The sequence below is a fragment of the Arthrobacter sp. NPDC055138 genome (assembly GCF_053607305.1).
Genome location: NZ_JBSGTH010000006.1, coordinates 198,992 through 224,450 on the forward strand (window position 1 = coordinate 198,992; position 25,459 = coordinate 224,450).

Here is a 25,459-nt window from a genome sequence, read left to right on the forward strand (position 1 = left end):
TTCATGTACCCGCCTTCCTACTCTATTCCAGCGGGCACGTGGCTATTCGTCGGCGCAGCCGCGGACCGGGTCCGAGGCCCGGCCGTTCGCCCGCACCACCACGACTTCGATGCAGGTTCGGTCGTTTTCCGCCAGCGGCAACGCCGCCTTGGGTTCGCCGGTGCGTTCAGGCTCGCCCTGGCCCAGTGCGGTGACGGGCGTCCAGATGAACAAGTCGTCGTCGCGCGGGTCCGGATTGGTCCAGCTGAAGACGGCTTCGCTTCCCTGGACCCGGCCGTCCAGGTCCTCGGGCGGCACCACGTTGCCGGACAGGCCTTCCAACGCGTTGGCCGGCGCCCGGCTGACCGGCGCATCGGGCTCGGCGGCCTCGGGCGCTGGCCCGTTCAGCACAAAGATGGCGCCGGCAGCTACGGCCACGGCGGCAAGCGCCCCGGCCGCCCAGGCCCAGGGACGGCGGCGAGCGCCGGCGCCGGATTCCGTCCACTGGTCTTGCTCCGAGTCCCTCAGGACGGTGGAGTTGTCCGGCTCCAGTTCCAGGCGGCGTCCGTCCGGTCCCGCGGGCAGCCGCTCGGTGCGCTCCGGGAAGACGGACCCGGCCGCGGGCGGCGCCGCGGTGGGGTCAATCGAGACGATCCCGCGGACCCGGGTCGCTTCGCCGTCGTCGGGATCGCCGTCGCCCGCGGTGGGCGCGTCCTCCAGCACTTCGAACGGGGTGACCGACAGGTTCAGTTCGGCCTGGACCCGCTGCAGGGACAGCGCGAAAGCGTGCGCGGATTTGAACCGCGAGCCCGGCGACTTGGCCATCGAGGTGGCCAGGGCCAGTTCCAGCGATGCCGGCACATCGGCACGGCGCAGCGGCGGCAGCTGTGCATGGGCAATGCGGTCCATCAGCTCGCGCTGCGAGTTGCTGCCGCCGGGCTGCATGAACGGGGAGCGCCCGGCCAGCAGCGTGTAAACCGTGGCGCCCAAGGCCCAGATATCGCTGCGGGTGCCGTTGCCGGCGTCGCCCTTGAAGGCTTCCGGCGGAGACCACGGAATGGACATGCCGGCGTCACTGTCCGCGGCGTCGGTGCTGGAGGAGATGCCGAAGTCGGTCAGCGCCGGCCGGTTGTAGTCGGTGACCAGGATGTTGGCCGGTTTGATGTCGCGGTGCGCGATTCCCGCCCGGTGCGCGGTTTCCACGGCGGAGGCCACCTGGATGCCCAGGGTCAGGACCTCGTCCACACCCAGCGGCCCTTGGCGGTAGCGTGTTTCCAAGCTGGGCCGCGAGCAGTACTCCATCGCCAGGTAGGAATGACCGTCGGAGGTGAGGTTGGCTTCGTAAATCGTGACGATGAACGGGTGCGTGGACAGCTGCGCCATCAGGTTCGCCTCGGACTCGAAGCGGCGGCGCGCGTCCTCGGTTCTCAGCCCGGACAGCAGCACCTTGACGGCCACCCGGCGCCTGGGCCGGTCCTGTTCGTAAAGATAGACGTCGGAGAAGCCGCCCGAGCCAAGCAGCCGGACATAGCGGTAACCGTCGATGTTCGGCGGCGGCGCGGGCGGACGCTTCACGCTCACGGAAGGTCCTCGAAGCGCAGCGAAATTCCGTCGCCCAAGTCAGCGATGTCGCCGTCCAGCAGCATGACCGCTTCCCCATGGCCCAGCCGCCGCGGAGCTTGCCGGCCGCGCAGCAGCACCGTGCCGTTGGTGGACTTCAGGTCCGCCAGGATCACATGCCAGCCTTCCAGCCTGACTTCCACGTGCGAACGCGATATATCCCCGCTGGTGCTGTGCACCGGGACCAGCCGCGGCATCACGCTGCCCTGGACCCGGTTGGCCGACGGCTGCCGCCCCACAATGACCGGCCGGTCCAGTTCCACCACGTCGCCGGTGGAGACCCGTATCCGCCCGAGTACCGGCCGTTGCACCTCCTGGGCATCCTCGTTCAGCGGAGCACCGCAGAGGGCGCAGGCGGAGCTGGTCGGCGGGTTGGCGTGGCCGTCCCGGCACATCCGGGCCAGCACCATCGGCGCGGTGCTCGGCGCCGGGGCTGTCGACGGGACGGCGGCCGCGGGCGCGGTTGGAACATCGGGCAGGTCGCTGCGCATCAGCGTCTGCCCGTCATGGTCGCCCTCGTCGATGCCGGCGGCTTGCGGCTCCGGGGCCGCCGGTGCCGCGGCACCGGCGGAAGCGGAACGCGTCAGCCAGGGCACGGCGTCGATCAGGTCCGCTGGCTGGGCAGGCTTCCCGGCTGTCCGGCCCGCCGGAACGTTCGGTGCGACGGCGGCGCTCCCCCGGGCGGCGGACTGCTGCTGCGGTGCGGTGGGCAAATTGGCCCGTTGCGCGGCGGCATGGACAACAGTTTGGTCCAGGTCGTCAACGGCCGTCTCGGCGTCCGGTTCGGTCTGGCCGCCGGCCGGCTCCTTGCCTGCGGAGGCTGGATCGCCCGCGGCGGGAGCGTCGTCGTGCTCATCCTCCGGCACGTAGATGCCGGTCATCTCCAAGTTTTCGGACAACCCGGGCACGGCAGGAGGGCGCGCCGGTTCGACGGCTTCGCTCTGCCGCACCGAGTTGACGGTTTCGGTGCGCCGCGCCGGTGCCGCGGCAGCGCTGACGCCGACAGCCCGGGCAGCGGAAGCAACCTGTCCCTCAGGCTCCCGTGCCCCGGCGGGAACCGCGCCCAGCCGAAGCGTTCCCAGCTGCACGGCGCCGGCGCGCAGCGGCAGCCACGGTCCCTGCTGGTCTGCCGAACCGGGCCCACCGGATCCGGCCGCAACTCTCACGCTGTCGGAGGCCAGCCGTCCTTCGGTCCAGCTGGAGACTCCGTGCCCGCTCAGTTCCTGACCGTCCGAATCCGCGGACACCACCACGTCTCCGCGGAGCACCGCGTGGATGCCGTCGGTGGTGGAGACGATGCCGAATTGGGGCATGGCGGACAGATTCGCGCCGCAGCCGGTCACGACGGTGCCCAGCAAAGACTCGAGGGTGGCACCGGACTCCAGCGCCTGCCAGAGCTGCTGCACCAAATCATCGGCGGCACCCGGTTCCAGGAGCACGGCGGTGCCGCCGCTAACCAAGCCGATCCAGCTCCCCGGGCTGTAGGTCTGGCCCGTCACCTGTCATCCTCCTCCGGGGCCTGCTCTCCGGGAGCCGCCAGCCGGGGGAGCGTCGTCGTATCCTCCTGCCGTGGCGTGGTCGAGGCGTCCTCCGGGTCGCCCTGGAGGCCCCCGGCGTCGATCACCACCACGGTGATATTGTCCCGTCCGCCCGAACGCAAGGCCGCCTGGATCAGCGAATCGACCGCGTCCTGCGGCCGGGACAGCGAAGTGAGGATGGTGTAGATGTGGTCATTGCTGACCTCCGAGGTCAGCCCGTCGGAACAGATCATGATCCTGTCCCCCGGTTCCACCGGCACCATCCAAAAATCCGGCTGGTTGTCTTCGCCGGTGCCCAGCGCCCGGGTGACAACATGCCGGCGCGGATGCACCAGCGCCTCCTGGGCAGTGATCCGTCCGGCCTCCAGCAGTTCCTGCACCTCGGAGTGGTCCACGCTGATCTGTTCGAGCCTGCCATTGTGCAGCCGGTAGGTGCGGGAATCGCCCACATTGAACACCAGCCAGTAAGGCACGCCGCGTTCGGAGACCAGCGCCGCGCCGGACACCGTGGTCCCCGCCCGGGACGCCGCCGCGGCCCTGATCCGCGCGTCCGCCCGGGCAATCAGCTGTTCGAGCTCGTGCGCGCCCAGCTCGTGGCTGGCCACGTAGTCGCGCATCGTTTCCACGCAAATGCGGCTGGCCACTTCCCCGGCCTCATGCCCGCCCATCCCGTCGGCCACCACGAACATGGTGCCGTCGGCCAGATACGCATCCTCGTTCAGCATCCGCCGCAGTCCGCGGTCGGAGCCGGCGCCGACGTTGAGCCGGAGGGCCCCGGCGCCCGATGCCGCGCTCATGCCGCTCCGATGGTGAAGCTGCGGTCGCCGAACTCCACGGTGGCACCGGGAGCCGCCGCCACGGGTTCGCCCGGGGCCAGCTGCCGGCGGATGCCGTCGGCGCCGGTCACGGCGGTGCCGTTGGTGGAGTTCCGGTCGGTGACCCACACGGTGGCGCCGTCCACGCGCAACAGCACATGGGTCTTGGACACCGAGCGCCCCATGTCCGCGAAGTCGATCAGTTGGTCGATGTCTTCCCCGGCGGCTGCGGCCGGGTTGCGCCCGATCAGGGCCGTCGTTTCGAGTACCACATCGCGCCCGTCGTCGAAGGTAAGAGTGAATGGGCCCGCCTGCGTGCCGGACGCGCGGACCAGGGTGGCGGCGAACTCCTCATCCGGATGTTCGTCCGCGTTGACACCTCCCGCAGCAGCGCCCACCGCCGCTGTGCCTGCCGCTGCCGGTCCCGCCATGGCCAGGGCGTACGACGGCGCGGCCTCCCGGCTGTCCACGTCGCCGGGCACCGGTGCGGGCGGCGGCGCAGTGATGGCAGGAGCCGCGGGGGCAATTGGCGAAGCAACCGGTGCCGGTGCCGCATCCGGGCCGAAACCCGGGATCGCGGAAATGACGCCGGAAGGCTGCGGGGCTGCCTCCACCCGGGAGTCCCCGTGTGAATGGTGTCCGTGCGGGGCGGCCTCGGAAAAGCCGGCGTGCGCGTCGGTGCCCTCAGGTGCAAAGGCCGCGGGCCCGTACAGTCCGCCGGTGGTCAGCGGGTCGCGGCCCTGCGCCACATCCAGCACCAAGGTTTTGGCCACCTTGTCGTGCCAGCCCTGCCGCTTGTGGTTCCGGTCCCACAGGTTGGAGACCACCACCACCATGGCGCCCACTGCCAGCACCAGAGAGCCGACGGCGATGATCAGGCCACGCAGGAAGATGGCGCCCCAGCCGGCAGCATGGCCGTCCTCGTTGGCGGTGCGCAAACCCAGCACCAGATTGCCGGGGGTCTTGCCGGTGGTCGCTTCCCAACCCCACAGCCACACGGTGTAGGCCAGCGACAGCAGCGATGCCAGTCCCAGCCAGAGGAACAGTCCGCCCACCGCCGAGCCGGCCGCGGAGGCGCTGCCGGAGGCCGCGGCCTGCAGCACTGCGGGAACGCTGGCGGCGTAGGCGGCCAGCATCAGGACGGCCGGCGGAATCTTGTCGATCAGCCACGCCCCGAGCCGTTTTCCGGCCGAGGCGCTGACCAGATTCAGTCTTGCTGCCACGTGCTGCTCCCGCCTTGTTCCGACCGTCCGGCCTGTGAGTCTACTGTACGGATTCTAGCCGCGGCCGGTGCGCGGCCACGCTGCGCGAGCCGCCGCCTAGCGTCGGCCACCAGCGAGCGCGGCGAGTATTTGGCCCGCTGCCGCTGCCAGAAACCCAGCGAGCCCTTCATCTCCGCCAGCGACTGGTCCACACGGTCCCAATACTGCTGCACCTGGACCTCCGTGGGCTCGGCGGCCCCGAAGATCGCGGCGTCGGCCCGCCGCGCCAGCAGCGTGGTGCCCGCCGCCGTCGTCGGGAATTGCTCCGCCAAGGCGGACGCGTGCTCACGCCGGGTGGCATTGGCGGCCGCCCGCGCCCCCATGTCGGTGGCCAGCGAGATCACTTCGCGCCAGCCGCCGCCCACCCGCTCGCTGGGCAGGCCTTCGCTGGCCCGCCGCTTGCGTCGGCGCAGCTTCAGCCAGGCGATCAGCAACAGCGGCGCCAGCAACACTGCCAGCGGAACGGCGGCCAGCCCCGCCGCGGCGAAGAGCCAGCCCCACTGGTCCCAGAACGATTTGTCCTGTTGCTCGGCGTCCTGCGGTTCCGGGGCAGTGTCCGGCGGCAGTTCGGCCGGTTCCTGCGGCGGGGGCGGCGGCTGCAGGACCTGCGGCTTCGGCGTGGATTTGGGCTCCTGCTGCGGCGGAGTCGGCTCGTTGTCCTCGTCCGGCGTGGGATCGAACGCGACCCACCCGGCATGTTCAAAGGCCACCTCCACCCAGGCGTGCACGTCCTCGCCCTTGATCTGCACCGGCCCGGAGCCGGAGCGGCCGTCCTGCGGATCCGGGTAGAACCCCATCACTACCCGCGCCGGGATGCCCAGGTGCCGGGACATCAGCGCCATCGCGACGGCGTACTGCTCGTCGTCGCCAATCATCTGTTCGGCATCCAGCAGCTGGATCATCCGCCCGGCGTGATGCCCGGACAGGCTGCGGGCCTCGTCTTCCTTGCCGTTGCTGAAGAAACCGTTCTCGTGCAGATTCCGTTCCAGCTGGCGGACTTGTTCGATCGGCGCCGTCGCTTCGCCCACGAACTCGTTGGCCTTGGCCGCAATGATGTCCGGCACCCGGACCGGTTCCGGCAGGCGGACGGACGCGAAGTCGTACTGGGCCAGCTGGGCATCTTCCCACCGGCCCGGGAAGGTGGTCTCCACCGAGTAGCCGTCGCCGGCTCGCAGGTACCGCGTGGTCAGCGCAGTCTTCGACTCGTCGTTGTAGAACAACGAGCCGCCCAGCTCGCCGGCCCGGTCGCCGTCGAACGCCATGCCGTTGATCCGCCCGCCGGCCGGCAGCCAGACGCCGTTGTAATCCTCGATCCGGATGTCCAGCCGGGCGTTGTCGCCGCTCACCGGGCCCAGCGATCCGGCGTCGCCCACCGGTGTGAAGTTGCCGCCGCTTTCCGGGTTGACGTTGTACACGGTGCCATCGAAAGTATCCAGCGCGGCCAACCGCACCCGCTGGCCCTCCGGCAGCCCGGCCACGGTGAACAGCGTCTCGTCGGGCCGGTCCTTCACGTAGCCGCGGAAATCCATCAGCGGGCTTGGGTAGTCGTAGAGATTGACCGGGGGTACGACGACGTCGCGCAGCACCTCGCGGTCGCCCCGCGCCGTGAGCGCGGGGCCGGCCAGCGCCGTCAAGACCACCGCGCCGGTCAGCATGCCGGCGCCCAGACCCAGCCTGCGCCGCAGCCCCGCCCGGTGCGCGGCGGGATCAGCCAACGCCGGGCTGGCCGCCACGCCGGCGGACGCATCGCCGCGGGCCAGGTGGCGGTCCCACGCCAGCCAAGCCGCCGATACCGCAACCAGCAGCACGCCGCGCAGTACCGGCAGCGCCGGGACGTCGGTGCCGAAGGCGATGCCGAGCAGGAAAAACGCCAGCACCGGCAGCAGCGGCCAGTACGGTCTGCGGACGCGCCACGCCAAGGTGCCCGCCAGCAGGGCCGAGGCCAACGCGCCGAGGTACGGCACCACCAGCATGCCGCCGGTGACTCCCACCGGCGGGGCAACGGTGAGGATGTCCTTCCACGCGAAAACGAAGCCGGTCAGCAGGGTGCGCAGGGACTCCAGCGACGGCAGCACGCCACCGATGGCTGCGGCGGGCGCGGCGAAGGCGCTGCCGAACAGCAGGTAGGCGCCCAGCCCGGCGGTGGCCGTGGACAACAGGCCCAGGCGGTAGCGGGCGGAGGCCAGGGACAGCAGCAGTCCGACGACGATGCCGCCGACACCCGCCGTCAGGTAACGTCCGTTGCCGCCAAAAACGTGGTGGAAGCCGGCTAATCCCAGGCCGAGCAGCAGCACCAGGACGGCGGCGTCGATGGCCAGCTGGCGTCCCGGCCGCGGCAGCCAGACTGCCAGTCCCCCGGCGGTCTGCGGACGCCGCCGACGCGCGGCGGGCAGGCCGGCGTCGTTCTTTCCGTCCGCGGCCCGACGGCGCGCGCGGGTCGGCTGCCGGTCCGGTTGCGGAGCGTTTGAGGCGCCGTTCATGCGGCGGCCTTCCGAAGCACGATGGCCAGGTCGTCAAGGCTGGGCAGCGACAACACGGACAGGTCGCCGATGGTCGCCCGGGCGGCCTCGAGTCCGCCGCCGCAGCGGATGGCGAAGGCACGGATGCCGGCAGGTACAGCGGACGATGCCTGACGCAGCTGGGTGGCCGTGACCCGGTCTCCGACGACCAGGAACATCACGGACGCGTTGGGCACGGCCTCGGCGGTACCGCGGGCCAATTCCACCGCGGTGGACCGCTGCGGCTTGCCTTCGATCCGGGTCATTTCATCCAGCAGGATGCGGCCGGTTTCGCTGCGCAGCGGGCCCCGCTGGGTCAGCACGCTCAGGTTGCGCTGCTCGCGGATGGCCTGCAGTCCAATGGAGGCGGCCACGGAGACGGCCAGCTCGAAGTCTTCCTCCGAGCTGTATTCCTCCGTATTGGTGGAGACCGCGACGGCCAAGTGCGCGCGGCGGGTTTCCTCGAACTGGCGCACCATCAGCGAATTGGTTCGCGCCGTCGTCTTCCAGTGGATGTACCGGCGGTCATCGCCGGGCACATAATCGCGCAGCGCGTGGAAGGAGACATCGGCACTGGCCAGTTCCTTGGTGGGCAGGCCCTCGAGGTCGCGGATGAAGCCGGAGGCCGAGCTGCCCAGCGCCATGGTGCGCGGATGCACGAACAGATCGGTCGGCTCGGTCCACATCATCTGGCGGCGCAGCAGGCCCAGCGGATCCTGTCGCACAGAGCGGACCGGGCCGACCACGATGACGGCGCGGCGCTGCGTGGGGATGGTGAACAGGTCCTCGTGCACCTGACCGGCCTTCATCCGCGGCAGCTGGAACACCGCCGTGGCCGCTCCCACCGGAAGCTCCAACGCAGCAGGCAACAACGGTTTATCCGCCGTGTTCGTCACGGCCACGCTGCCCACGGCCCGGTCGCCGACGGCAACCCTGGTGCGCGCCAGATCCAATTCGACCCCGTAGGAAGAACGGCCGAGGACAAAACCGCTGGCCAGCAGCAGCAGGAACAATCCCATCAGCGCCGCGATCTTGGCTTCCTCCCAGCCGAAGGCGGCTCCGAGCACCAGCAGCAGCAGCGTGCTGCCGGCCATCACCCAGCCGAGTGGACTGACCGTTTCCAGTACCGGCCGTAGGTAGCGCTCGGCGGCATTCTTCGCCCGCTGCCAGCCCGGCTGCAGGTATTGCTGGGTGAGCGATGCTGCTTCGGTAGCCAGCGAGGCCGGATGCAGCAAGCTGGACCTGTCCGGGGCTGCCTTGCGGATTGTTTCGCTGAGGCCGCCGAGCCGTCGAGTCTGCCCCGTGTCCCGTTGAGTCTCCGTCTCCGTCATACAGAGGGCTCCGGCGGGAATCGATTCTCCGGCACGGCCTTAGACCGTCACCCGCTGCTGCGGGGCCGGCACGTCGGCCAGCACCCGGGACATCACAGCCTCCGGCGTGGCGCCGGCGAACTCCGCCTCGGGGTCCATCACGAACCGGTGGTTCCAGACCACCGGAGCCAGTTCCTTGATGTCGTCCGGCAGCACGAAGTTGCGGCCCTGGGTTGCGGCCCAGACCTTGGCCGCACGGACCATCGCCAGGGCGCCGCGGACGCTCACACCCAGACGGGACTCGGCCGCATTGCGGGTTTCCTCGCACAGATGCGAGACATACTCCAGCACCGAGGTGTCCACGTGATTGGTGGCCGCCAGGTCCGCCATATCCCGCACGGCCTGCGGGGTGATGATCGGTGTCAGCGCCGCGGACCGGTCGCGGGTACTCGCGCCGCCCAGCAGTTCTACGGTCGACGCGCGGTCTGGGTAACCGATTGACGTTTTGATCAGGAAGCGGTCCAGCTGGGCCTCCGGCAACCGGTAGGTACCGGCCTGCTCGATCGGGTTCTGCGTCGCGATGACCATGAAGGGCCGCCCGGCGTCGTAAGTCACGCCGTCCACCGTCACCCGGCCCTCTTCCATCACTTCCAGGAGCGCCGACTGGGTCTTCGGCGAGGCGCGGTTGATCTCGTCCGCCAACACCACCGTGGCGAAGATCGGGCCCTTGTGGAACTCGAACTTCTGCGTCTTCTGGTCATAGATCGTGATGCCCGTGACGTCGGAGGGCAGCAGATCCGGCGTGAACTGAATGCGCGAGTTCGAGCCCTGCACCGTGGCAGACAGCGACCGGGCCAGCATCGTCTTGCCCGTGCCCGGAGCATCCTCCAGCAGCACATGCCCCTCTGCCAGCATGGCGGTCAGCACCAGCCGCACCACCTGGTTCTTGCCCAGCACCGCCTGGCCCACATTGGCGGCCAGCTTCTCGAACGTCTCGGCGAACCACTCGGCCTGCTCGGAAGTCATCGTCATGCTGTTCTCGGTCTCTCTTCGTCATGCATCGGTGTCAAAAGCCTTTAGTTACTTTACGGAGCGGGGGGTACTGGTCCCAGATCCAGACCTTGTTCAGCCGCACCCAGGCATGCCACTCGGCGGCCCGTTGCCCATGTCCGACCCTCCGCCGTGCGTAACGTGGATGCCCTTGACGAACAGGCCAATATTCTTGGACCGGCCGCCACCGCTCTGCTGATACCAGAAAATATCGCCCGAACGCTTGATCCAACAATTCGATAGGAGCGTTTGGTGCGGGTTATCCCGGTCGTTTGCCCAATGATCTCCGTCGCACGAAACAGGTGGTCCCGGATTGAAGTTTGTACCGACCCGCTCATCCATGCATGTACGGTGTCCCTCCGGCAATTGCCCGCCCACAGTCAGCGTCCAAGATGTCGGAGGCTTAGGCTTGGGCTTGCTGCCGCTCGTGCCAGAGGCCGATGCGACCGCACCCATATCGCCCTTGGAATTACCGGCTCGGACCTTGATGTCCACCTTGGTGCTGTGGCCGACGTTGACCGTCCGGCTGCCGGACGCGACTGAGACGTTCTCCCAGCCCTTGCCGTCAACGTTGATCTGGAGCTTGGCAACGTCGTGGCTGGCGGTGTTGGGCGGACCCCAGTTGACCGTCACCTGCGGACTATTGGTCTCGCCGCTTTGCCCGCTGGCCGAAGCTGTTGCATTGCCGGGCGCACCGTACGGCGTCGCGTTGCCGGAGGCTGCGCTCGGCGCACTCGAGTAGCTCGCGCCGTCGCTGTTGGCCACGGTCGTGATGCGGACGTTGACGGCCTTTCCGTTGGCGAAGCCGCCCACCTGCTGGCCGTTCGTGATGGCCATGGTCCGGCCGTCGCTGAAGGTCGCCCGGTAGCTGACTTCGCCAGCCTGGGCGCCGTTGCGCTGCGCCGCGGTGAGCTCGTTGAAGGACACCGTCACCGATCGTCCGGCCCCGCCGGTCTGCGCTTCCTTCAGCGCAACACCGGTCGGTGCATCCGGCGCACCGACCGCCCGGCGGGCGTTGGACTGCGGACTGGCCTCGCCCGAGCCGGCCTTGTTCCGCGCCGTGACGGAGTAGGTGTAGGCGGTCTCCGAGTTGGGTGCGGTGACGGTTTGCGACGTCGCGTTCACCGCCGGGAAGGTCCGGTTCAGTTTCCCGCCTTGGTATTCGCGCACGGTGTAGTCGAGGATCTCGCCGCCATTGTTGGATGGCGCCGCCCAGCTGACCTTGAGCTGGCTCTGGTCGCCCACGGACTTGACCCGCTCGGTGGCCGGCGCGGTGGGCGCAGCCGGTGGCCCGGCGGGCACCTCCGGCGCCGAGTAGGCACTGAACTCGCTGGGCTCCGGAGCCCGGTTGTGCGCCTGCACGCGGATCTCGTAGGCCTGGCCGTTTTCCAGCCCCTCCCACTGGTAGCTGGTCCCGGTCAGGCCGGTTTTCTGCAGCTGGCCGTTCGGCGGTGCTGGCGAGATTTCCAGCGTGTAGCTCTCGATCGCCGAGCCTTCGTTCTCGGGCGCGGTCCAGGAGACGCCCAGCGACTTGTCGCCGAACTTCAATTGCGGTGCCGCAGGTGTTGCGGGCCGTACGTCGGGCCGCGCCACCGCGGACTCCGCAGACGGATCGGACGTGCCCACGCTGTTTTCCGCCGTCACCGTGAAGGTGTATTCGACGTCGTTCTTCAAGCCGATCAGCGTGCAGGTGGTAGTCGCGCACTGCTGGCTGAATCCCCCACCCGCAGCGTTCACGGTGTAGCCGGTGATCTGGTCGCCGTTGTCGCTCGGCGCCGTCCAGGACAGCACCACGCTTTGGTTGCGGACTGAATCCACCAGCGGCGTGCTCGGCGCTTCCGGCCGGCCCTTGACCACCAGCGAGATGTTCGCCGTCGCTTGCCGGCTGCCCTCGCGGGTCTTGTCCTCCACCGTGTATTCAACATTCATGGTGCCGGAGAAGTCCGCGCCGGGCGTCACGATGATCCGCTCGCCGTCGATTTCCGCGGTTCCACCGTTGCCGGCGGCCGCGCTCACGATGGTCAGCGGTGTTTCCGGGAAGGGATTGACGTCGTTGGCCAGCACGTCCACCGGCAGCGCTTCGCCCTGCACCGCGTCCGGCACCTCGTCGTCGTTGGCCACGGGCAGCGGACGCGTGGAAGCGGTCGCTTGCACAGTCACGCGGCTGCTCACCTTGTCCGAACGTCCGTCTGTGACGGAGAAATTGACGACGCCGGTGGCTCCCGTCTCGATCTCGGCATCCGCCGACACCCGCAGCACGCTGCCTTCAAGACGGACGTCGAATCCTGCGGGCGTACCGCCTTCGACGGCAAACTCCAGCTTCTCCAGGTCCTCCGGGTTCGGGTCGCTGGCCAGCGGCCGCAGGTCGTAGCTCACGGCGTCTTCGCCCTTGGCGACCTCCAGCGTGCCGGTGGTCAGCTCCGGCGGGAAATTCCGGTCCGCGGCCGGATTCACCTTGGTCATGATGGTCAGCGTGGACTTGAGCCCCTCCGGGTCGTCCGGGCCCGAACCGTCGGTCACCTCAAACGTGATCGAGCCACGGCCGGCGTAGTCGATGTCCGCCCTGTAACTGAGCGTGCTCTCGTCGGCCATCCACTGATCGTCGCTGGTGCCGATGGCGCGGATGTTCTCCGCCACGGTGATCCGCGGGGTGCGGCCCTGCCGGACTTCCACCAGCTCGGTGAGGTCCAGCTGCAGTTCATCGCCGGCTGTCACCTCGTGTGGAGTATTGTCGCGCAGCACCGGATACTGCTCGCCCAGCGGCGGCACCCAGATGACCGCGGTGGCCTGCAGCCCGTCCACGTCCCGAACGGTGTACGGGATCAGCTGCACGTCCTCGGTCAGTTCCACGTTGACCTGGCCGTCAGCCACCGTGCGCGCCGTCGGATAGGCGCCGTCCACAATCACCTCGAGGTCCTTGGCCACGCCGTCGGGATCCTCGTCGTTCTCCAAGACGGGGACGTCGACGGCGGTGCGCCCCTTGATGTCGGCCGATTCCACCCGATCATCGCGGGCCAGCGGCGCCTGCAGCGGTGCGTCCGGATCCACCTGGACCGTCACGGTGCCCACGGCGGAGCCGCCGCGGTCGTCGTCCACGGTGTACCGCGCGTTGACCGTGCCGGCTTCGGCCGGGGTGGTCAGGTAGACGCGGCCGTCTTCGGCCTTGGCGCCAATAGACTCCGGCTCGCCGACAATCTTGTCGGCGACCAACTGGAGCGCGTCGCCGTCCGGGTCGGAGTCGTTCTTCAGCACGTCCACGGCCACGGTCTTGCCCGGCCGGATCTTGATCCCGTCGTCGATCGCCACCGGGTTCTGGTTGCTGTCCTGGGCCGGGGCAATGCCCACCAGGACGGTGGCGGTATTGACGGCGCCCAGCCGGTCCTTGACCCGGTAGGTGAACCTGTCGGTTCCGGCGCCTTGTGCCGACGCCGTGTAGTCGATGTAGTTGGGTCCGGCCACCGCCGCGCCCTTTTCGGGTGCTTTGTCGATACCCGTCAGGTAGACGGAGTCGCCGTCGGGATCGATGCCGTTCAGCGGGATCGGGATCCTGACCGTGGAACCTGCGATGGCCCGGGCTTCCTGGTTCTTGGGAGCAGGCTGGGAGTTGGATTCGTCGTCGCGCGGAATGATGTTGATCCGCAGCTGGGCGGAGTCCTTCTGGCCGGCAGGATCCGTCACCTCGTACACCGCGTACACGGTTTTCGCCTGCTGCCCGGCGATGAAGCGCACGGTGTTTTCCGCGGTAAAGATCCGCCCGTCGGCAGGATCCGGGGTCTCCGGAAGTCCATCCGCCAGCGTCAGCGTCTCGCCGTTGGGATGGGTGTCGTTCGTCAGCACGTCCACGGTCACCACATCGCCAACGCGCACGGTGGCGGTATCGGCTTCGGCCTGCGGCGGCAGCGGCTTCTTGGAGCCGTCAACGGAGATCACGCTGACCTCGCCCGTGGCCGAGGCGGTGCCGTTGGAGACGGTGTAGCCGATGGTGGTCTGCTGATGCAGTCCCTTCGCATCGCTGATGCGCAGAATGTTGTGGTCCAGCACCTCGACGGCGATCGGCGCGCCGTCCGCTTCCACCGAGGTGACCACCAAGACGCCGCCGGTAGGATCGGCGTCGTTGGCCAGCACATCCACCAGCACCTGGCCGTTCTGCGGCAGCAGGGCCACGTCCCGCACAGCCACTGGCGCGCCGTCGCCTTTGTCTTCGGTCGCGTCGATGCGGATCAGGCCGGTGGTGCTGGACGGGCCGTTGGTGACCAGATAGGTGAAGTAGTAAGTCTCCGCCTTGTCCGCCGTGAACTTGACCGTGCCGGCGTCATAGTCGGGCACTATCTCGGTGTTGGCGGTGGAGCCGGTCTTGGCCAGCCTCAGTTCGCCGCCGTTCGGGTCCTGGTCGTTCTTCAGCGGAGCGATCTGGATTTCCTGGCCCACGGTCGCGGAAAAATGGTCGGCGTTGGCCAGCGGCGGCAGCGCGCCGGGTGGCCGGACGTCGAAAACCACCACCTCTTCGGTGGTTTCGGATCCATCCGAAACCCTGACCGTCACATCCTTCTTGCCGAAGGTCTTGCCCACGTCCTGGAAAGTCAGCAGCCCATCGGGTCGGGTGCGGACCAGGTCACCGTCTGCGGTGTTGCCCGCACCGTCCAGGAACAAGTCATCGCCATCTGGATCGATCCAGTCGCTGAGGATGTTCTGGCTGATTTCCCGGCCCTGTTCCACCAAGATGGTGGTCTTCCGCTTCGGTTCCGGCGGCAGGTTGCTGCCCTCGGCGCGGACGTCGATGGCCACCCGCGCCGAATCGCTGCCGCCGCGGCCGTCGTCCACTTCGTAACTAAAGGTATGCCGGCCGGGAGACGCGTCCCCGTTGACCAGGATCTGCAGTCCGGTGCTGTCGTAGATTCCCTGCACCTCGCCGATGCCGGGGCCGTCGCCGGTGAGGCGGGCGGTGAGCACATCGCCGTCGGGATCTGAATCATTGTCCAGAATGGTCAGCGTGGTGGTGCGGCCCGCCCGGACTCCGAACGTGTCATCCTGCGCCACCGGCGGCTGGTTTTCTTCGGTCCGGTCGGGCAGCGTGTTGACCGGGTTTTCGTCCGCCGAGTCCTCTTCGTCCTCTTCGTTCTCCTGCTCCGGCGGGATCAGGTCGCTCCAGTTGTCCACCAACTGCATGTTTTCGAGCACCAGCCAGACATTGCCCGCGTTCACGTCGTTGAGCACCACAACATCCCGGTTCACCCGGAACACCAGCGAGGCGTTCGCACCGATCCCCTGAATCGGCTGGGCCAGGTCATCGGCGTCGTGGCCGCAGTCGCGCAAGTAGTGATTGATCCCCGCCCAGGCCGCATGCAGGCAACCCGCCAGCTGGACCGGGGCCGCCGGTGTTCCGGTGCCTTCCATCGGCAGGATTTCCGCGTTCGAACCGTTCAACGGCTGCTTGATCAGCGCCGACTCGGTCGCCACCGCCACAAACGAGCTCTCGTCGCCGCTTTGCTGCAACTCGCCGCCGCGGGCGTCCGGCAACGTGACCTCACGGCCGCCCGGCAGGACCAGCAGGCCTGCCTCGGCGTCGAACACCACGGATTTTTCGCCCACGGCGGCTATTTGCAGATCCCCTGCATCGGCCAGCGCGTCCACCCGATCGGCGCCCGCGCGTTCGGCGATGCCGTCCTCGTTGACCTGGAAGCGGACTACCTCGCCGGCCGCAGGATCGGCGATGAAGACGGTGTCCTGCTTCGATACCGTGGCCACGCTGCCCTTGGCATCGGTCAGCAGCGGCTCCGCCGTCTCCTCGTTGAAGGAGCCCAGCTCGTTGGCCGGTCTGATCCAGACCTGGCCCTTGACGGTATCGGTGATGGAGAGAAGCTGATCGCCGAATGCCACCTGCGCGGTGCCCGGCAGTTGCTGCTCCGACCCGCGTTCCATCTGTGCCACGTCCACCGGGCTCAGCATCGCCTGGTCCTGGTTTTCCATGAACACCGTGCCGGCGCTCTGCATGACGTCGAAGCCATCGCTGTTGGCCCGGAAACCGCCGTCAAGCACCTGGGACTGGTAGTTCAGGTGGCCCACCATGCCCTGGCCGTTGTTGGTGACCCACACACCGCCGTCGTTCAAATCCACATCAGCCGTGGGGAAGCCTTGGTAGTAAATGGCGCCGCCGACCACAAGGGCGGTAGCCAAGGAGAAGGTCGTCGTCGATGCAAGCGTCTTTCGCCGCCGCGTCCGCCCCAACATTTTCCCCCGCAATGTCATTCTTCCCTTGTCCAGCTCACACCTTTGTTGTGCCCCGTCGTAGGCAACGACCCTACGCGGCAGGCACCCAAAGACGGCCCCTGGCATGCCACGGACCCCTACCGACTATTGCACGTATAACCAGCGGGCGTAAACCCGCCGCATGGGGAGAACTCCCCTTCCAGAACCACGATCCATGCACGACGGCGGTGCCTACCGTTTGAGCGCCGCCTGATCTTCCCTTGTTGTTCCCTTAATACTTTCCTGCTCAACCGCAGCGACTTTGGATGTGAACACCGAGACTTCTCTGACCTCACCACACCTTTCCCGTTGGGCACTCATGCGGTTCGCATCGGCCTCCCGTGCACCCGAGCTTCCCCGGCCGTCGGTCCGTCCCAACCTCCTCCAGCCCCGACCAGTCGTCCTCTCCCGCATGCCGGACCGTGCCCCTCCCCGACCCTGGTCTGCCAACTGGTCTCCCACCTCCCGACCGTCGCCGACCAACCGGCCTCCCCAGCCTGCTGGCCCGCGCCCCTCCCCGGACCCCCGCCTGCAGGCCTACCGCTTTTCCCACGCCCGTCCTCCTGTCCTGTCCTCCACAGCCGGCGCAGAGCGATAGTTGGGCACAACCGTTAGAGACTCTCCCAAAGTGTCCGAAGCAGCCCATAGGCTGTTTTCAGTAGCAGTTCAGTACCAATCGTTGGCCATCGGGTTGGGGTTTTCCTGGTGGCGTCTGCGGGCCTTGTTCCGCGACCGTTCATAGTCGATGCCGTGCCCGGTGGGCGCGCTGAAGATTGAGACGCACTCATGGTTGATCCGGCAGCACCCGAACGACCCGCCGCGGTCCCGGCTGCCTCGGTCTCGTTGCCGCCGATGGATCTGGATGCCCCGGCGGCGGAGTTGGTGGACCAGATCACGGCCAGGGAGAACGCGAAGGACGCGATCGCCGCGGAGCAGGCCAGACTGATGGTCGCGCTGGATCAGCGGATCCGGGCCGAGCGGGCCGCCAAAGGCGTGCCCGCCGCGCGGCAGGGCGAAGGGATTGCCAAGCAGGTCGGGTTGGCGCGCCGGGAGTCCCCGAACCAAGGCGCGTTGCTGCTGGGCCGGGCCAAAGTCCTGGTCCATCAGATGCCACACACGCTCCAAGCCCTCGAAACGGGGAAACTGAACGAGCGGCGGGCGGCGATCCTGATCAGCGAAACCGACTGCCTGAGCCCGGAGCACCGGGCGGCCGTGGATGAGGAACTGGCCGGCAACCCGGACCGGCTGCACGGGCTCGGGAACCGGCGGCTGGAGGCCGAAGCCAAACGCGCCGCCTACCGGCTGGACCCGCACGCGGTGGTGAAGCGGGCCGCGAAGGCCGAAGCGGACCGGTATGTCTCCTCCCGGCCCGAACCCGATGTGATGGTCTCGGTGAGGACCCTGCTGCCGGTGGTGCAGGGGGTCGCGGTGATGGCCGCGCTCAAGCAGGAAGCGGACCGGCAGGCCAACGCCGGGGACCCCCGGACCCGGGGCCAGGTGATGGCCGATACCGTGTTTGAACGCGTCACCGGCCGCACAACCGCCGACCCGGCCACCCTCGAAGTCCAACTGGTGATGACCGACCGGGCCCTGCTGCAGGGCGAGAACGAACCGGCCCGGCTGACCGGGTACGGCATCGTCCCGGCCCAGTACGCCCGGGACCTGATCCGCCTGACCCAAGACCCGCCACCCGGATCCCAACCAGGAACCGGAGACAGCCCGCCAGACTCGGGCCCGCCAGACACCAGCCCGCGCGGCATGGGTCCGCCCGGTGCACCCGGCACGAGCACTGGCCGGCCGGGCAGCGGTTTCGGGCTGAAGGCTCCGCCGGCCGGGACCGAGCCGGGCTGGAAGACCGCCCGCGAGCAGGCCAAACAAGTACGGCTGCGGAACCTGAAGGTCGGCGGTGTGGACGACGTCTGGATTAGGCGGCTCTATACCGCCCCGGGAAACGGGCAGTTGCTGGGCATGGACTCGAAGGCCCGGAAGTTCCCGAACGGGATCCGGCGGATGGTCATGGCCAGGGACGCGTCCTGCGCCGGTCCCTGGTGCGACGCGCCGATCCGGCACATCGACCACATCGTCGCCTCGTCCGAGGGCGGTCCCACCACCCTGGCCAACGGCCAGGGATTGTGCGAACGGTGCAACCAGTCGAAAGAGGCCGACGGCTGGTCAGCCAAATCCGTCGGCGGGGCCCGCCACACCGTCGAGACCACCACCCCGACCGGGCACACCTACACCTCCACCGCACCACCCCTACCCGGCACCACAGTAAGCGGGCCGACGGCAGCGGCGGCTGGACCCCGGCCCGGGACCCTTACAAACGGAGCGACGCCAGCGGTAGCTAAGGCCAAAAAGGTATTGGTCCGCCGACGTAGGGATCAGCTGGACCGCGAGCGCGTCAGCAAGCGAAAGCGATCAACGAGCCGAGGCTAGTCGACGACCAGGCCCTTGCCGGTGCCGTGTGCAACGGTGACCGGGTTGACCTCGCCGAATCCGCGGACGGTGCGGACCTTCTGAGGGATCAGCACAAACCGCTCGTCGCCGGCGAGTGTCGATGCGGTGGTGGCGTCGACCAGTACGGTTCCGGGTTCGGCGAGTGTGGTCAACCGCGCAGCCAGGTTGACCGTGGGGCCATAGATATCGCCGAGCCGGGAAAGAACCCGGCCCCACACCATGGCCACCCGCGCCGAGGGCAGCAGATCGTCGTCGCCGATCGCCTTCGCCAAGGCCAGCGAGATTTCGGCCCCGGCCTGCGGCGACGAAGCAATGTAGAGGACTTCATCGCCAATGGTCTTCACCAGCCGGCCGCCGCCTACCGAAATGATCTCGGCGCAACGGTTTTCAAAGCGCTGTACCAGCTGGGCGAGGGTCTTTTCGTTCATCTGGCGGGACAGGCTGGTGTAGGACACCAGGTCCGCGAAGCCCACGGCCCGCAACAGGGGCAGCGAGTCATCATCGTCCGCGCCGGTTCCGGCTCCCAGGCCGGCTTCGGCCCGGACGGTCAGTCGGGCGACCCCGGCATTGAGCTGTCGGCGGTAGGAGTAGACCAGGACCTTCTCCAAGGAGTCGATCAGGTTCGGCAGCTCATGAACCAACCGCTGGCGCGCCTGGGCATCGGTGAGTCCCCGCTGGTGCACCATCTCTTCCACCAGCGCCTCGACCTGCCAGACCACCATGCGGTCGGTCATCTGTCCGATGGAGCGGGTGATCGAAATGGCCGCTTCCTCGGTCAGACGCTCCTCGCGGACCAAGTCGATGATGGTGGTCAACGCGTCCAGGTCTGCCTGGGTGAACGCCAGATCCTCGTCCCCGAGGTTGGCGAAGCCGAGGGCGCGCCAGATTTTTCGGGCCGACAACAGCGATACCCCGGCACCGGCGGCCACTTCGCGGCGCTTCATGGTCCGTTCGGAGCCGAGCAGCCGGACTTCAAGGTCCTTGATCGCTTGCCGGTCCACCTTGCCGTTGGAGCCGCCGGCGGGAGCGGTCTGGGCGGGCAGCGGCACGCGGGGCATGGACAACGTCAGCGGCTCGGGTTCGCCGGCCGGGTGTCCCCCGGTGGTCCGCACGTCTTCGGGGACCGGCTCGGCTTCCAGGATGGGTTCAGGGTCCTCCGCCCGGGTCTCTTCGAGCTCTTCGACCGGCTCGTCGGCGGCCGGCAGCGGTACTTCGCGGCGCAGCAGTTGGGGCAGCTCGGGATCGCGCGGCACCGGTGGCCGGCGCGGTTCATCCTGCGCGCTGCTGATGTCCATCCTGTGCATCCTCCTCTGTCAGCTGTCCCAGCTGTTCCACTCGGTTTCTGTTTCCATGTCTACACCATCGAACATGGCGGTGCGTGGCAGCTGCTCAATGGTCTCCACCACCAAAGTCCTGAACCGGAAGACCTCGGGTACGTCAACGATCCGGCTGGTCCGTCCGTGCCCCATGTCGATGGTGAGGTTACCGCTGCGCAGCGTCCGCTGGATGATCGACTGCTCGGTGTGCAGCTCGGCAATGTTCACCAGCAGTAGCTGTCGCTCATGCCGCCGGCCCATGCCCCGGCGGACGATGAGCCTCTTGCTGGTGAGCAGATAGCGGGTACTCACCCAGCGCAGCAGCGGCAAGAGAAACAGCCGTGACAGCAGCGCCGCCACCACCACGGCCAGTCCGGCGAGCAGCAGCGGGTGCCACTCTTCGATCCAGTCAGGCGGGTTGGCTCGGCTGAGGTTCGCCAACACGTAGGAGCCCGAACCAAGCACCAGCAGCGCGGCCACCACCGGCCAGGTCAGCTTCCGGGCCTGCGGCCGCGTCATGACAATCACGCGTTCCCCCGGATCCAGTTTCAACCGCAACGCGGCTCCCGGATCCGGCAGGGGGTCCAGATCAACTTAGGGGCCTTCGTGCGGCCGGAGGTGCACCACGTCGCCGGCCGCCACGACATGTTCGGTGCCTTCAGCATCACGGATCTTGACGGCGCCGTAGGCGTCCAGGCCGAACGCTTCGCCGATGATCTGTTTTCCGTCCGGCAGCTCGGCCCGCACCTGCTGTCCCAACGTGACCATCACATCGCGCATCCGCGAGAGCAGGCTGGACCCGTCGTTCCATTCAGCTGCCGGATCACCGTTGACGTTGCAGAATTGCCGGTAGCGCTTGGCGAACACCCGGACATAGGACATCAGCAGAATGTTCCGGTCGGTTGTCCGCCCCTTTTCAATCGCCACGCTGGTGGCGGTGGGCACGGGAAGCTCATCCCGGGAGAGCGTCACGTTGAGGCCGGTTCCGAGAACGACGGCGGGGGGCGACCCGTCGGGGTAGTTGACGACCTGGGCCAAGATTCCGGCGATCTTTCGTCCGGAGACCAGCACGTCGTTGGGCCATTTGACCTCTGCCTTGAGCTGCGCATACTCGCCCAGCGCCTCCGCCAGTGCCGCGGCCGCCAGCAGCGAGAACCAGGCATAGCTCTGGGTGGGCACAGGGTTGCCGGCGCGGTTGAAGGGCCGCAGCAGGATGCTCACGATCACCGACGAGCGGGCTGGGGCGGTCCACTGCCGTTCCAACCGGCCACGGCCGGCCGTTTGCTCCTCGGCGGCCAGGATGCTCAGGTCCGACCAGCCCACCTTGTCCGCCACAGCCCAGGCGGCCAGATCGGTATTGGTGGAGCCGGTGGATTCCACCAGTTCAAGCTTCCGGTACGGACCCAAGGGTGCACAGAGAGCGTCGCTGAGACCGTCCAAGTCCAGGGCCGGGCGGTCGACGTCGGAAAAACTCTGGCTCATGTGTTCCATCCTACTGATCGCGGGCGGTTGAGGGGGTCGTGGGCGGCCCGCGATCCTTCGCGCATCCGGTGGGGGAACCTGGAACGCGGCTGGTGGCCACGGTAGACCACAGCCGGTGGCCAGGGCAGAACGGAGCCGGTGGCCAGGGTAGAAAGCGGCTGGTGGCCGCCGTTGAACGCAGGTGGTGGCCAAAAGCTGCGGCGGCGAAATTGTAGGGTTCCTACAGCAGGCGTCCCGCTGCTGCTCACTAGACTTGGTTCAGCGACGCGCCTGCGACCCGCGGTTTTGTACGAAACCTACTTAACCGCCTGCAGGCCGCCAGCGTCCGACACCCTCGGCAGAATCCGGAGATTTCATGAGCCTCGATCAAGACCTTGACCTGCAGACCACTGCAGGCAAGATTGCGGACTTCCGCCGCCGCCAGGCAGAGTCCCTGCAGCCCTCCGGCGCCGAGGCGATCGAGAAGCAACATGCCCGCGGCAAGAACACCGCCCGGGAACGGATCGAAATGCTGGTGGACGAAGGATCCTTCGTGGAGTTCGACGCCTTGGCGACGCACCGGTCCACGGCCTTCGGAATGGAGAAAAAGAAGCCGCTGGGCGACGGCGTCGTCTCTGGTTACGGCACCGTGGACGGACGAATGGTGGGGGTATACAGCCAGGACTTCTCCGTCTACGGCGGTTCGCTCTCCCAGGTCAACGGCGAGAAGATCGTCAAGGTGCAGGAATTCGCCCTGCGCAACGGTTGCCCCGTGATCGGCATCAACGACGGCGGCGGCGCCCGCATCCAGGAAGGCGTGGCGTCCCTGGCGATGTTCGCGGATATCTTCCGCAACAACGTGGCCGCGTCCGGCGTCGTGCCCCAGATCTCGCTGATCATGGGTCCGTGCGCGGGCGGCGCCGCCTACTCCCCCGCCCTGACGGACTTTGTGGTGATGGTGGACAAGACCAGCCACATGTTCATCACCGGACCTGACGTGATTAAGACCGTCACCGGCGAAGAAGTGGACATGGAGACGCTGGGCGGAGCGCGCCAGCACAATGCCACAACCGGCACCTCCGCCTATCTGGCCGCCGATGAGTCGGACGCCATCGAGTTTGTCCGCGAACTGCTTGAGTTCCTTCCCGCGAACAACTTGGCCGAGGCTCCCCCACTTGAATTCGATGAAGAACTCGAGATCACCGATGACGATCTGAGCCTGGATGAGCTGATTCCGGATTCGGCCAACCAGCCCTACGATATGCGGACCGTGATCGAGCACGTCGTCGACGACGGTAACTTCCTGGAGATGCAGTCCCTGTACGCGCCGAACGTGATCATCGGCTACGGCCGCGTGGAAGGGCACACCGTTGGCATCGTGGCCAACCAGCCCATGCAGTTCGCCGGCACGTTGGACATCAACGCCTCGGAAAAGGCGGCACGGTTCGTCCGCCACTGCGACGCCTTCAACGTCCCCATCCTCACCCTGGTGGACGTGCCCGGTTTCTTGCCCGGCAAGGACCAGGAGTTCAATGGCATCATCCGCCGCGGTGCCAAGCTGCTCTACGCCTACGCCGAGGCCACCGTGCCGAAGCTAACCGTCATTACCCGCAAAGCCTACGGCGGGGCCTACATCGTGATGGGTTCCAAGAAGCTCGGCGCCGACTTGAACCTCGCCTGGCCCACGGCGCAGATCGGCGTGATGGGTGCCCAGGGCGCCGTCAACATCCTCTACCGCCGCGATCTTGCGGCCGTGGCCTCGGACGGCGGCGACGTCGAGGCCCGCCGGCAGGAGATCATTTCGCAGTACGAAGAAGAGCTGCTCAACCCCTACCAAGCCGCCGAACTCGGTTATCTCGACGCCGTGATCGCACCGTCGGAAACCCGACTCCAAGTGGTCCGCGGCTTGCGCGCACTGCGCGACAAGCGGGCCACCATGCCGCACAAGAAGCACGGGAATATTCCGCTTTGAGCAACTGGTCAGAAGCCGTGGACACGGCAGAAGCATCCGATGGATTCGAGCACGGGGACGCTGCAGTCCGACAGCGGCCCCTGCTGACGGTGGCCAAGGGCAATCCGACGCCGGAGGAACTCGCGGCGCTGACGGCCGTCGTTGCCGCCCTCCAATCCTCCGGGCAGGCCGGCACTCCGTCGCGCCGGTCCCGGCGGCCCCGCCGACCCCTGCTGCGGCCGTTCGTCTCGCACGGCCCAGGAGCCTGGCGGCATACCTTCCGCTAGGTCATTCCGGCGGCGGGGCGGCTTCGCCCTGCCAGAAGTTCCACTGATAGCCCCATGGATCGGTGACCGTGAAGGTCCGCGGCCCGTAGGGCTGGTCGGCCGGTGGTTCCACGTCCACGTCCACCGCGGCCTGCACGCGCCGGTACTGGGCATCGACGTCGTCCACGTGCACGATGAGCAACAGTCCGCCGCCGTTGCCCGGGTCTGCGGCGCGCCCGCAGACCGCGATCCGGCAGCCTCCTGCCACAATTTCGGCTTCCTCGGTGATCCCGTCGGCGTTGCGCCAGCGCGTGGCCGGACCGAAACCGAGCACCTGCTCCATCCATTCGAGGGCAGCGTCGGCACCCTCGTAGTGCAGATACGGAATCACTTCCGTCACGGCCATGGTGTCCCCCGTCGTTTGTCTGTTCAGCGCGGATCCATCACCGTGCCGAGGAAGAGCGGGAAACCCGTGGGCAGGTGGACGATCTGGTAGAGGAAGGGCCGGTCGAACGAAAGCTCGACGTCAGGCTCCGGCGGCAGCGAACCGGCCATCACATCCAACTGGGTCACGGCCGCGGCGATCGTTCCTTTTTCCCCTACGGTGATGTTGGCCTGCTGGGCCGCGCTGGTTACCGATGCTTCCTGCTGGATGGCCGCCAGGTCCGGCGCCGGGCCAAGGGTCTCGCCGAGTCCGAGCCGTAGCAGGACCGGCAGTAGGTCCTGCTGGTGCGTGTGGTTCCAGCGGGGCAGCCCAAGAACGACCATGGCGTCGTCGGCGCTGTCCATTGCTGTTGCCACGTCCATCAGCCCGGCCTTGTCCATGACGGGCGCACCGCCGTCGGGCAGGATGAGCCGCATCGCGAACCCGTCCCCATACGGCAAGTCCACGCCTTGCCAGCCCTTCCCTCGTACGTAAGGCGCCTGGACCAGGTTTCCCATCATGGGTACGGAAACCCTTTCCCCCGATGCGGTGGTGAAATCCGCATCCTCCGTAGCCGATGGGTCGAACGGCTGCTCCCAGGCAGCCGCGAAGTACACTGCGTTCAAAAGGGTTAGCGTGTTGTCTGGATGATAGCCGCCGGGTGCCTCGGTGATCCGGCCGCCGGTGTGGTGGTCCACCCAGGCATCCATGGCCTCCTTGGTCGACGGATCCGAATAGTCCAGCGGGTAGACGCCGGAGCCATAATGCTCCGCCAGGATCTGCAGGTAGCCCTCACCGGTCGGCGTCCCTGCGTCCACGAAGACGCCGTTCGCCAGATGCATCAGCGGCCTGACGGGCGGCTCGTCCTCGTCCACCGAGCCCGGGTCGCCGTCGAATTCCTCCCACTGGGCCAGCAAGGCGTTCAAGGCAGCGTCCAGGTTTTGCTCCGGAAGGCCCAGGACCCGGTCCAGTTCCACCGCGGTGGTGCTGCCGGCGCCGGCACGGAGCATGGCCACGGCGTAGAGCAGACTCACCGGGCCGGTGACCTGATTCTTCTCAGGCGCCGCCGAGAGCATGGCTGCCCCAAGCGTGAAGGCAGATTGCCGCAAGGCGTCGATTTCGGCCGGGAACTGGCCCGCCGCCGCGTCGGCCCTGGCCACACCGTCCGCTCTCAGCAGGTCGGGCGGCGCCGCGCAGCCGCCGAGCATCACGACCGGAGCCAGCCCCAATGCGGCCAGCGCCGCCGTCGTCCTTCTTCGCACTATG

At 67.9% G+C, this 25,459-nt stretch carries 16 protein-coding genes; 3 read left to right on the forward strand and 13 right to left on the reverse strand.

Features of this window, described 5'->3' with window-relative positions:
• Positions 1 to 42: 42 nt before the first annotated feature.
• From ACWF5H_RS15875 to ACWF5H_RS15910, 8 genes are all read right to left on the reverse strand, one after another.
• Complete coding sequence (locus tag ACWF5H_RS15875) at positions 43 to 1,560, reverse strand: serine/threonine-protein kinase (protein ID WP_452038037.1); 1,518 nt, start codon at positions 1,558 to 1,560, stop codon at positions 43 to 45.
• Complete coding sequence (locus ACWF5H_RS15880; RefSeq protein WP_452038038.1) at positions 1,557 to 3,098, reverse strand: FHA domain-containing protein; 1,542 nt, start codon at positions 3,096 to 3,098, stop codon at positions 1,557 to 1,559. The genes ACWF5H_RS15875 and ACWF5H_RS15880 overlap by 4 nt, the downstream gene beginning before the upstream one ends.
• Positions 3,095 to 3,934, reverse strand: coding sequence for a PP2C family protein-serine/threonine phosphatase (locus tag ACWF5H_RS15885; protein ID WP_452038039.1), 840 nt, complete (start codon positions 3,932 to 3,934; stop codon positions 3,095 to 3,097). The genes ACWF5H_RS15880 and ACWF5H_RS15885 overlap by 4 nt, the downstream gene beginning before the upstream one ends.
• A complete protein-coding gene (locus ACWF5H_RS15890; protein WP_452038040.1) occupies positions 3,931 to 5,175 on the reverse strand; it encodes an RDD family protein in 1,245 nt (414 codons plus the stop codon). The genes ACWF5H_RS15885 and ACWF5H_RS15890 overlap by 4 nt, the downstream gene beginning before the upstream one ends.
• Positions 5,160 to 7,694, reverse strand: a complete 2,535-nt coding sequence (locus ACWF5H_RS15895; protein WP_452038041.1) for a transglutaminase family protein — start codon at positions 7,692 to 7,694, stop codon at positions 5,160 to 5,162. The genes ACWF5H_RS15890 and ACWF5H_RS15895 overlap by 16 nt, the downstream gene beginning before the upstream one ends.
• On the reverse strand, positions 7,691 to 9,043 hold the full coding sequence (locus ACWF5H_RS15900) for a DUF58 domain-containing protein (RefSeq protein WP_452038042.1): 1,353 nt from the start codon (positions 9,041 to 9,043) through the stop codon (positions 7,691 to 7,693). The genes ACWF5H_RS15895 and ACWF5H_RS15900 overlap by 4 nt, the downstream gene beginning before the upstream one ends.
• A 39-nt stretch (positions 9,044 to 9,082) precedes the next feature.
• Entirely contained in the window at positions 9,083 to 10,054 is a 972-nt protein-coding gene (locus ACWF5H_RS15905; RefSeq protein WP_364650982.1) for an AAA family ATPase, read from the reverse strand.
• 93 nt (positions 10,055 to 10,147) lie between these two features.
• Entirely contained in the window at positions 10,148 to 16,246 is a 6,099-nt protein-coding gene (locus tag ACWF5H_RS15910; protein WP_452038043.1) for an Ig-like domain-containing protein, read from the reverse strand.
• Positions 16,247 to 17,104: 858 nt separating this feature from the next.
• On the opposite strand from ACWF5H_RS15910, the gene ACWF5H_RS15915 reads away from it, so the two are divergent.
• Complete coding sequence (locus tag ACWF5H_RS15915) at positions 17,105 to 18,754, forward strand: DUF222 domain-containing protein (protein WP_452038044.1); 1,650 nt, start codon at positions 17,105 to 17,107, stop codon at positions 18,752 to 18,754.
• Here ACWF5H_RS15915 and ACWF5H_RS15920 read toward each other — a convergent pair.
• The 3 genes from ACWF5H_RS15920 to ACWF5H_RS15930 form a co-directional block, all read right to left on the reverse strand.
• Positions 18,751 to 19,833, reverse strand: a complete 1,083-nt coding sequence (locus ACWF5H_RS15920; RefSeq protein WP_364651280.1) for an adenylate/guanylate cyclase domain-containing protein — start codon at positions 19,831 to 19,833, stop codon at positions 18,751 to 18,753. The two genes, ACWF5H_RS15915 and ACWF5H_RS15920, sit on opposite strands and share 4 nt — an antisense overlap.
• A gap of 255 nt (positions 19,834 to 20,088) precedes the next feature.
• A complete protein-coding gene (locus ACWF5H_RS15925; protein WP_452038046.1) occupies positions 20,089 to 20,610 on the reverse strand; it encodes a PH domain-containing protein in 522 nt (173 codons plus the stop codon).
• Positions 20,611 to 20,685: 75 nt separating this feature from the next.
• The gene (locus ACWF5H_RS15930) at positions 20,686 to 21,573 is read right to left on the reverse strand and encodes a biotin--[acetyl-CoA-carboxylase] ligase (RefSeq protein ID WP_364650994.1); all 888 of its coding nucleotides are present in this window, start codon (positions 21,571 to 21,573) and stop codon (positions 20,686 to 20,688) included.
• A 355-nt stretch (positions 21,574 to 21,928) separates the two neighbouring features.
• Between ACWF5H_RS15930 and ACWF5H_RS15935 the strand changes: the two genes are divergently transcribed.
• Both ACWF5H_RS15935 and ACWF5H_RS15940 read left to right on the forward strand, forming a co-directional pair.
• Complete coding sequence (locus ACWF5H_RS15935) at positions 21,929 to 23,524, forward strand: acyl-CoA carboxylase subunit beta (protein WP_452038048.1); 1,596 nt, start codon at positions 21,929 to 21,931, stop codon at positions 23,522 to 23,524.
• Positions 23,521 to 23,790, forward strand: a complete 270-nt coding sequence (locus ACWF5H_RS15940; RefSeq protein ID WP_452038049.1) for an acyl-CoA carboxylase epsilon subunit — start codon at positions 23,521 to 23,523, stop codon at positions 23,788 to 23,790. Before ACWF5H_RS15935 ends, ACWF5H_RS15940 begins: the two co-directional genes overlap by 4 nt.
• Before the next feature lies 1 nt (position 23,791).
• Here the strand turns inward: ACWF5H_RS15940 and ACWF5H_RS15945 are convergent, their stop codons facing one another.
• Both ACWF5H_RS15945 and ACWF5H_RS15950 read right to left on the reverse strand, forming a co-directional pair.
• Positions 23,792 to 24,175 (reverse strand): VOC family protein, encoded by a 384-nt coding sequence (locus ACWF5H_RS15945; RefSeq protein ID WP_452038050.1) that lies wholly within the window; start codon positions 24,173 to 24,175, stop codon positions 23,792 to 23,794.
• Positions 24,176 to 24,198: 23 nt separating this feature from the next.
• A complete protein-coding gene (locus ACWF5H_RS15950) occupies positions 24,199 to 25,455 on the reverse strand; it encodes a serpin family protein (RefSeq protein ID WP_452038051.1) in 1,257 nt (418 codons plus the stop codon).
• Between the last annotated feature and the right edge of the window lie 4 nt (positions 25,456 to 25,459).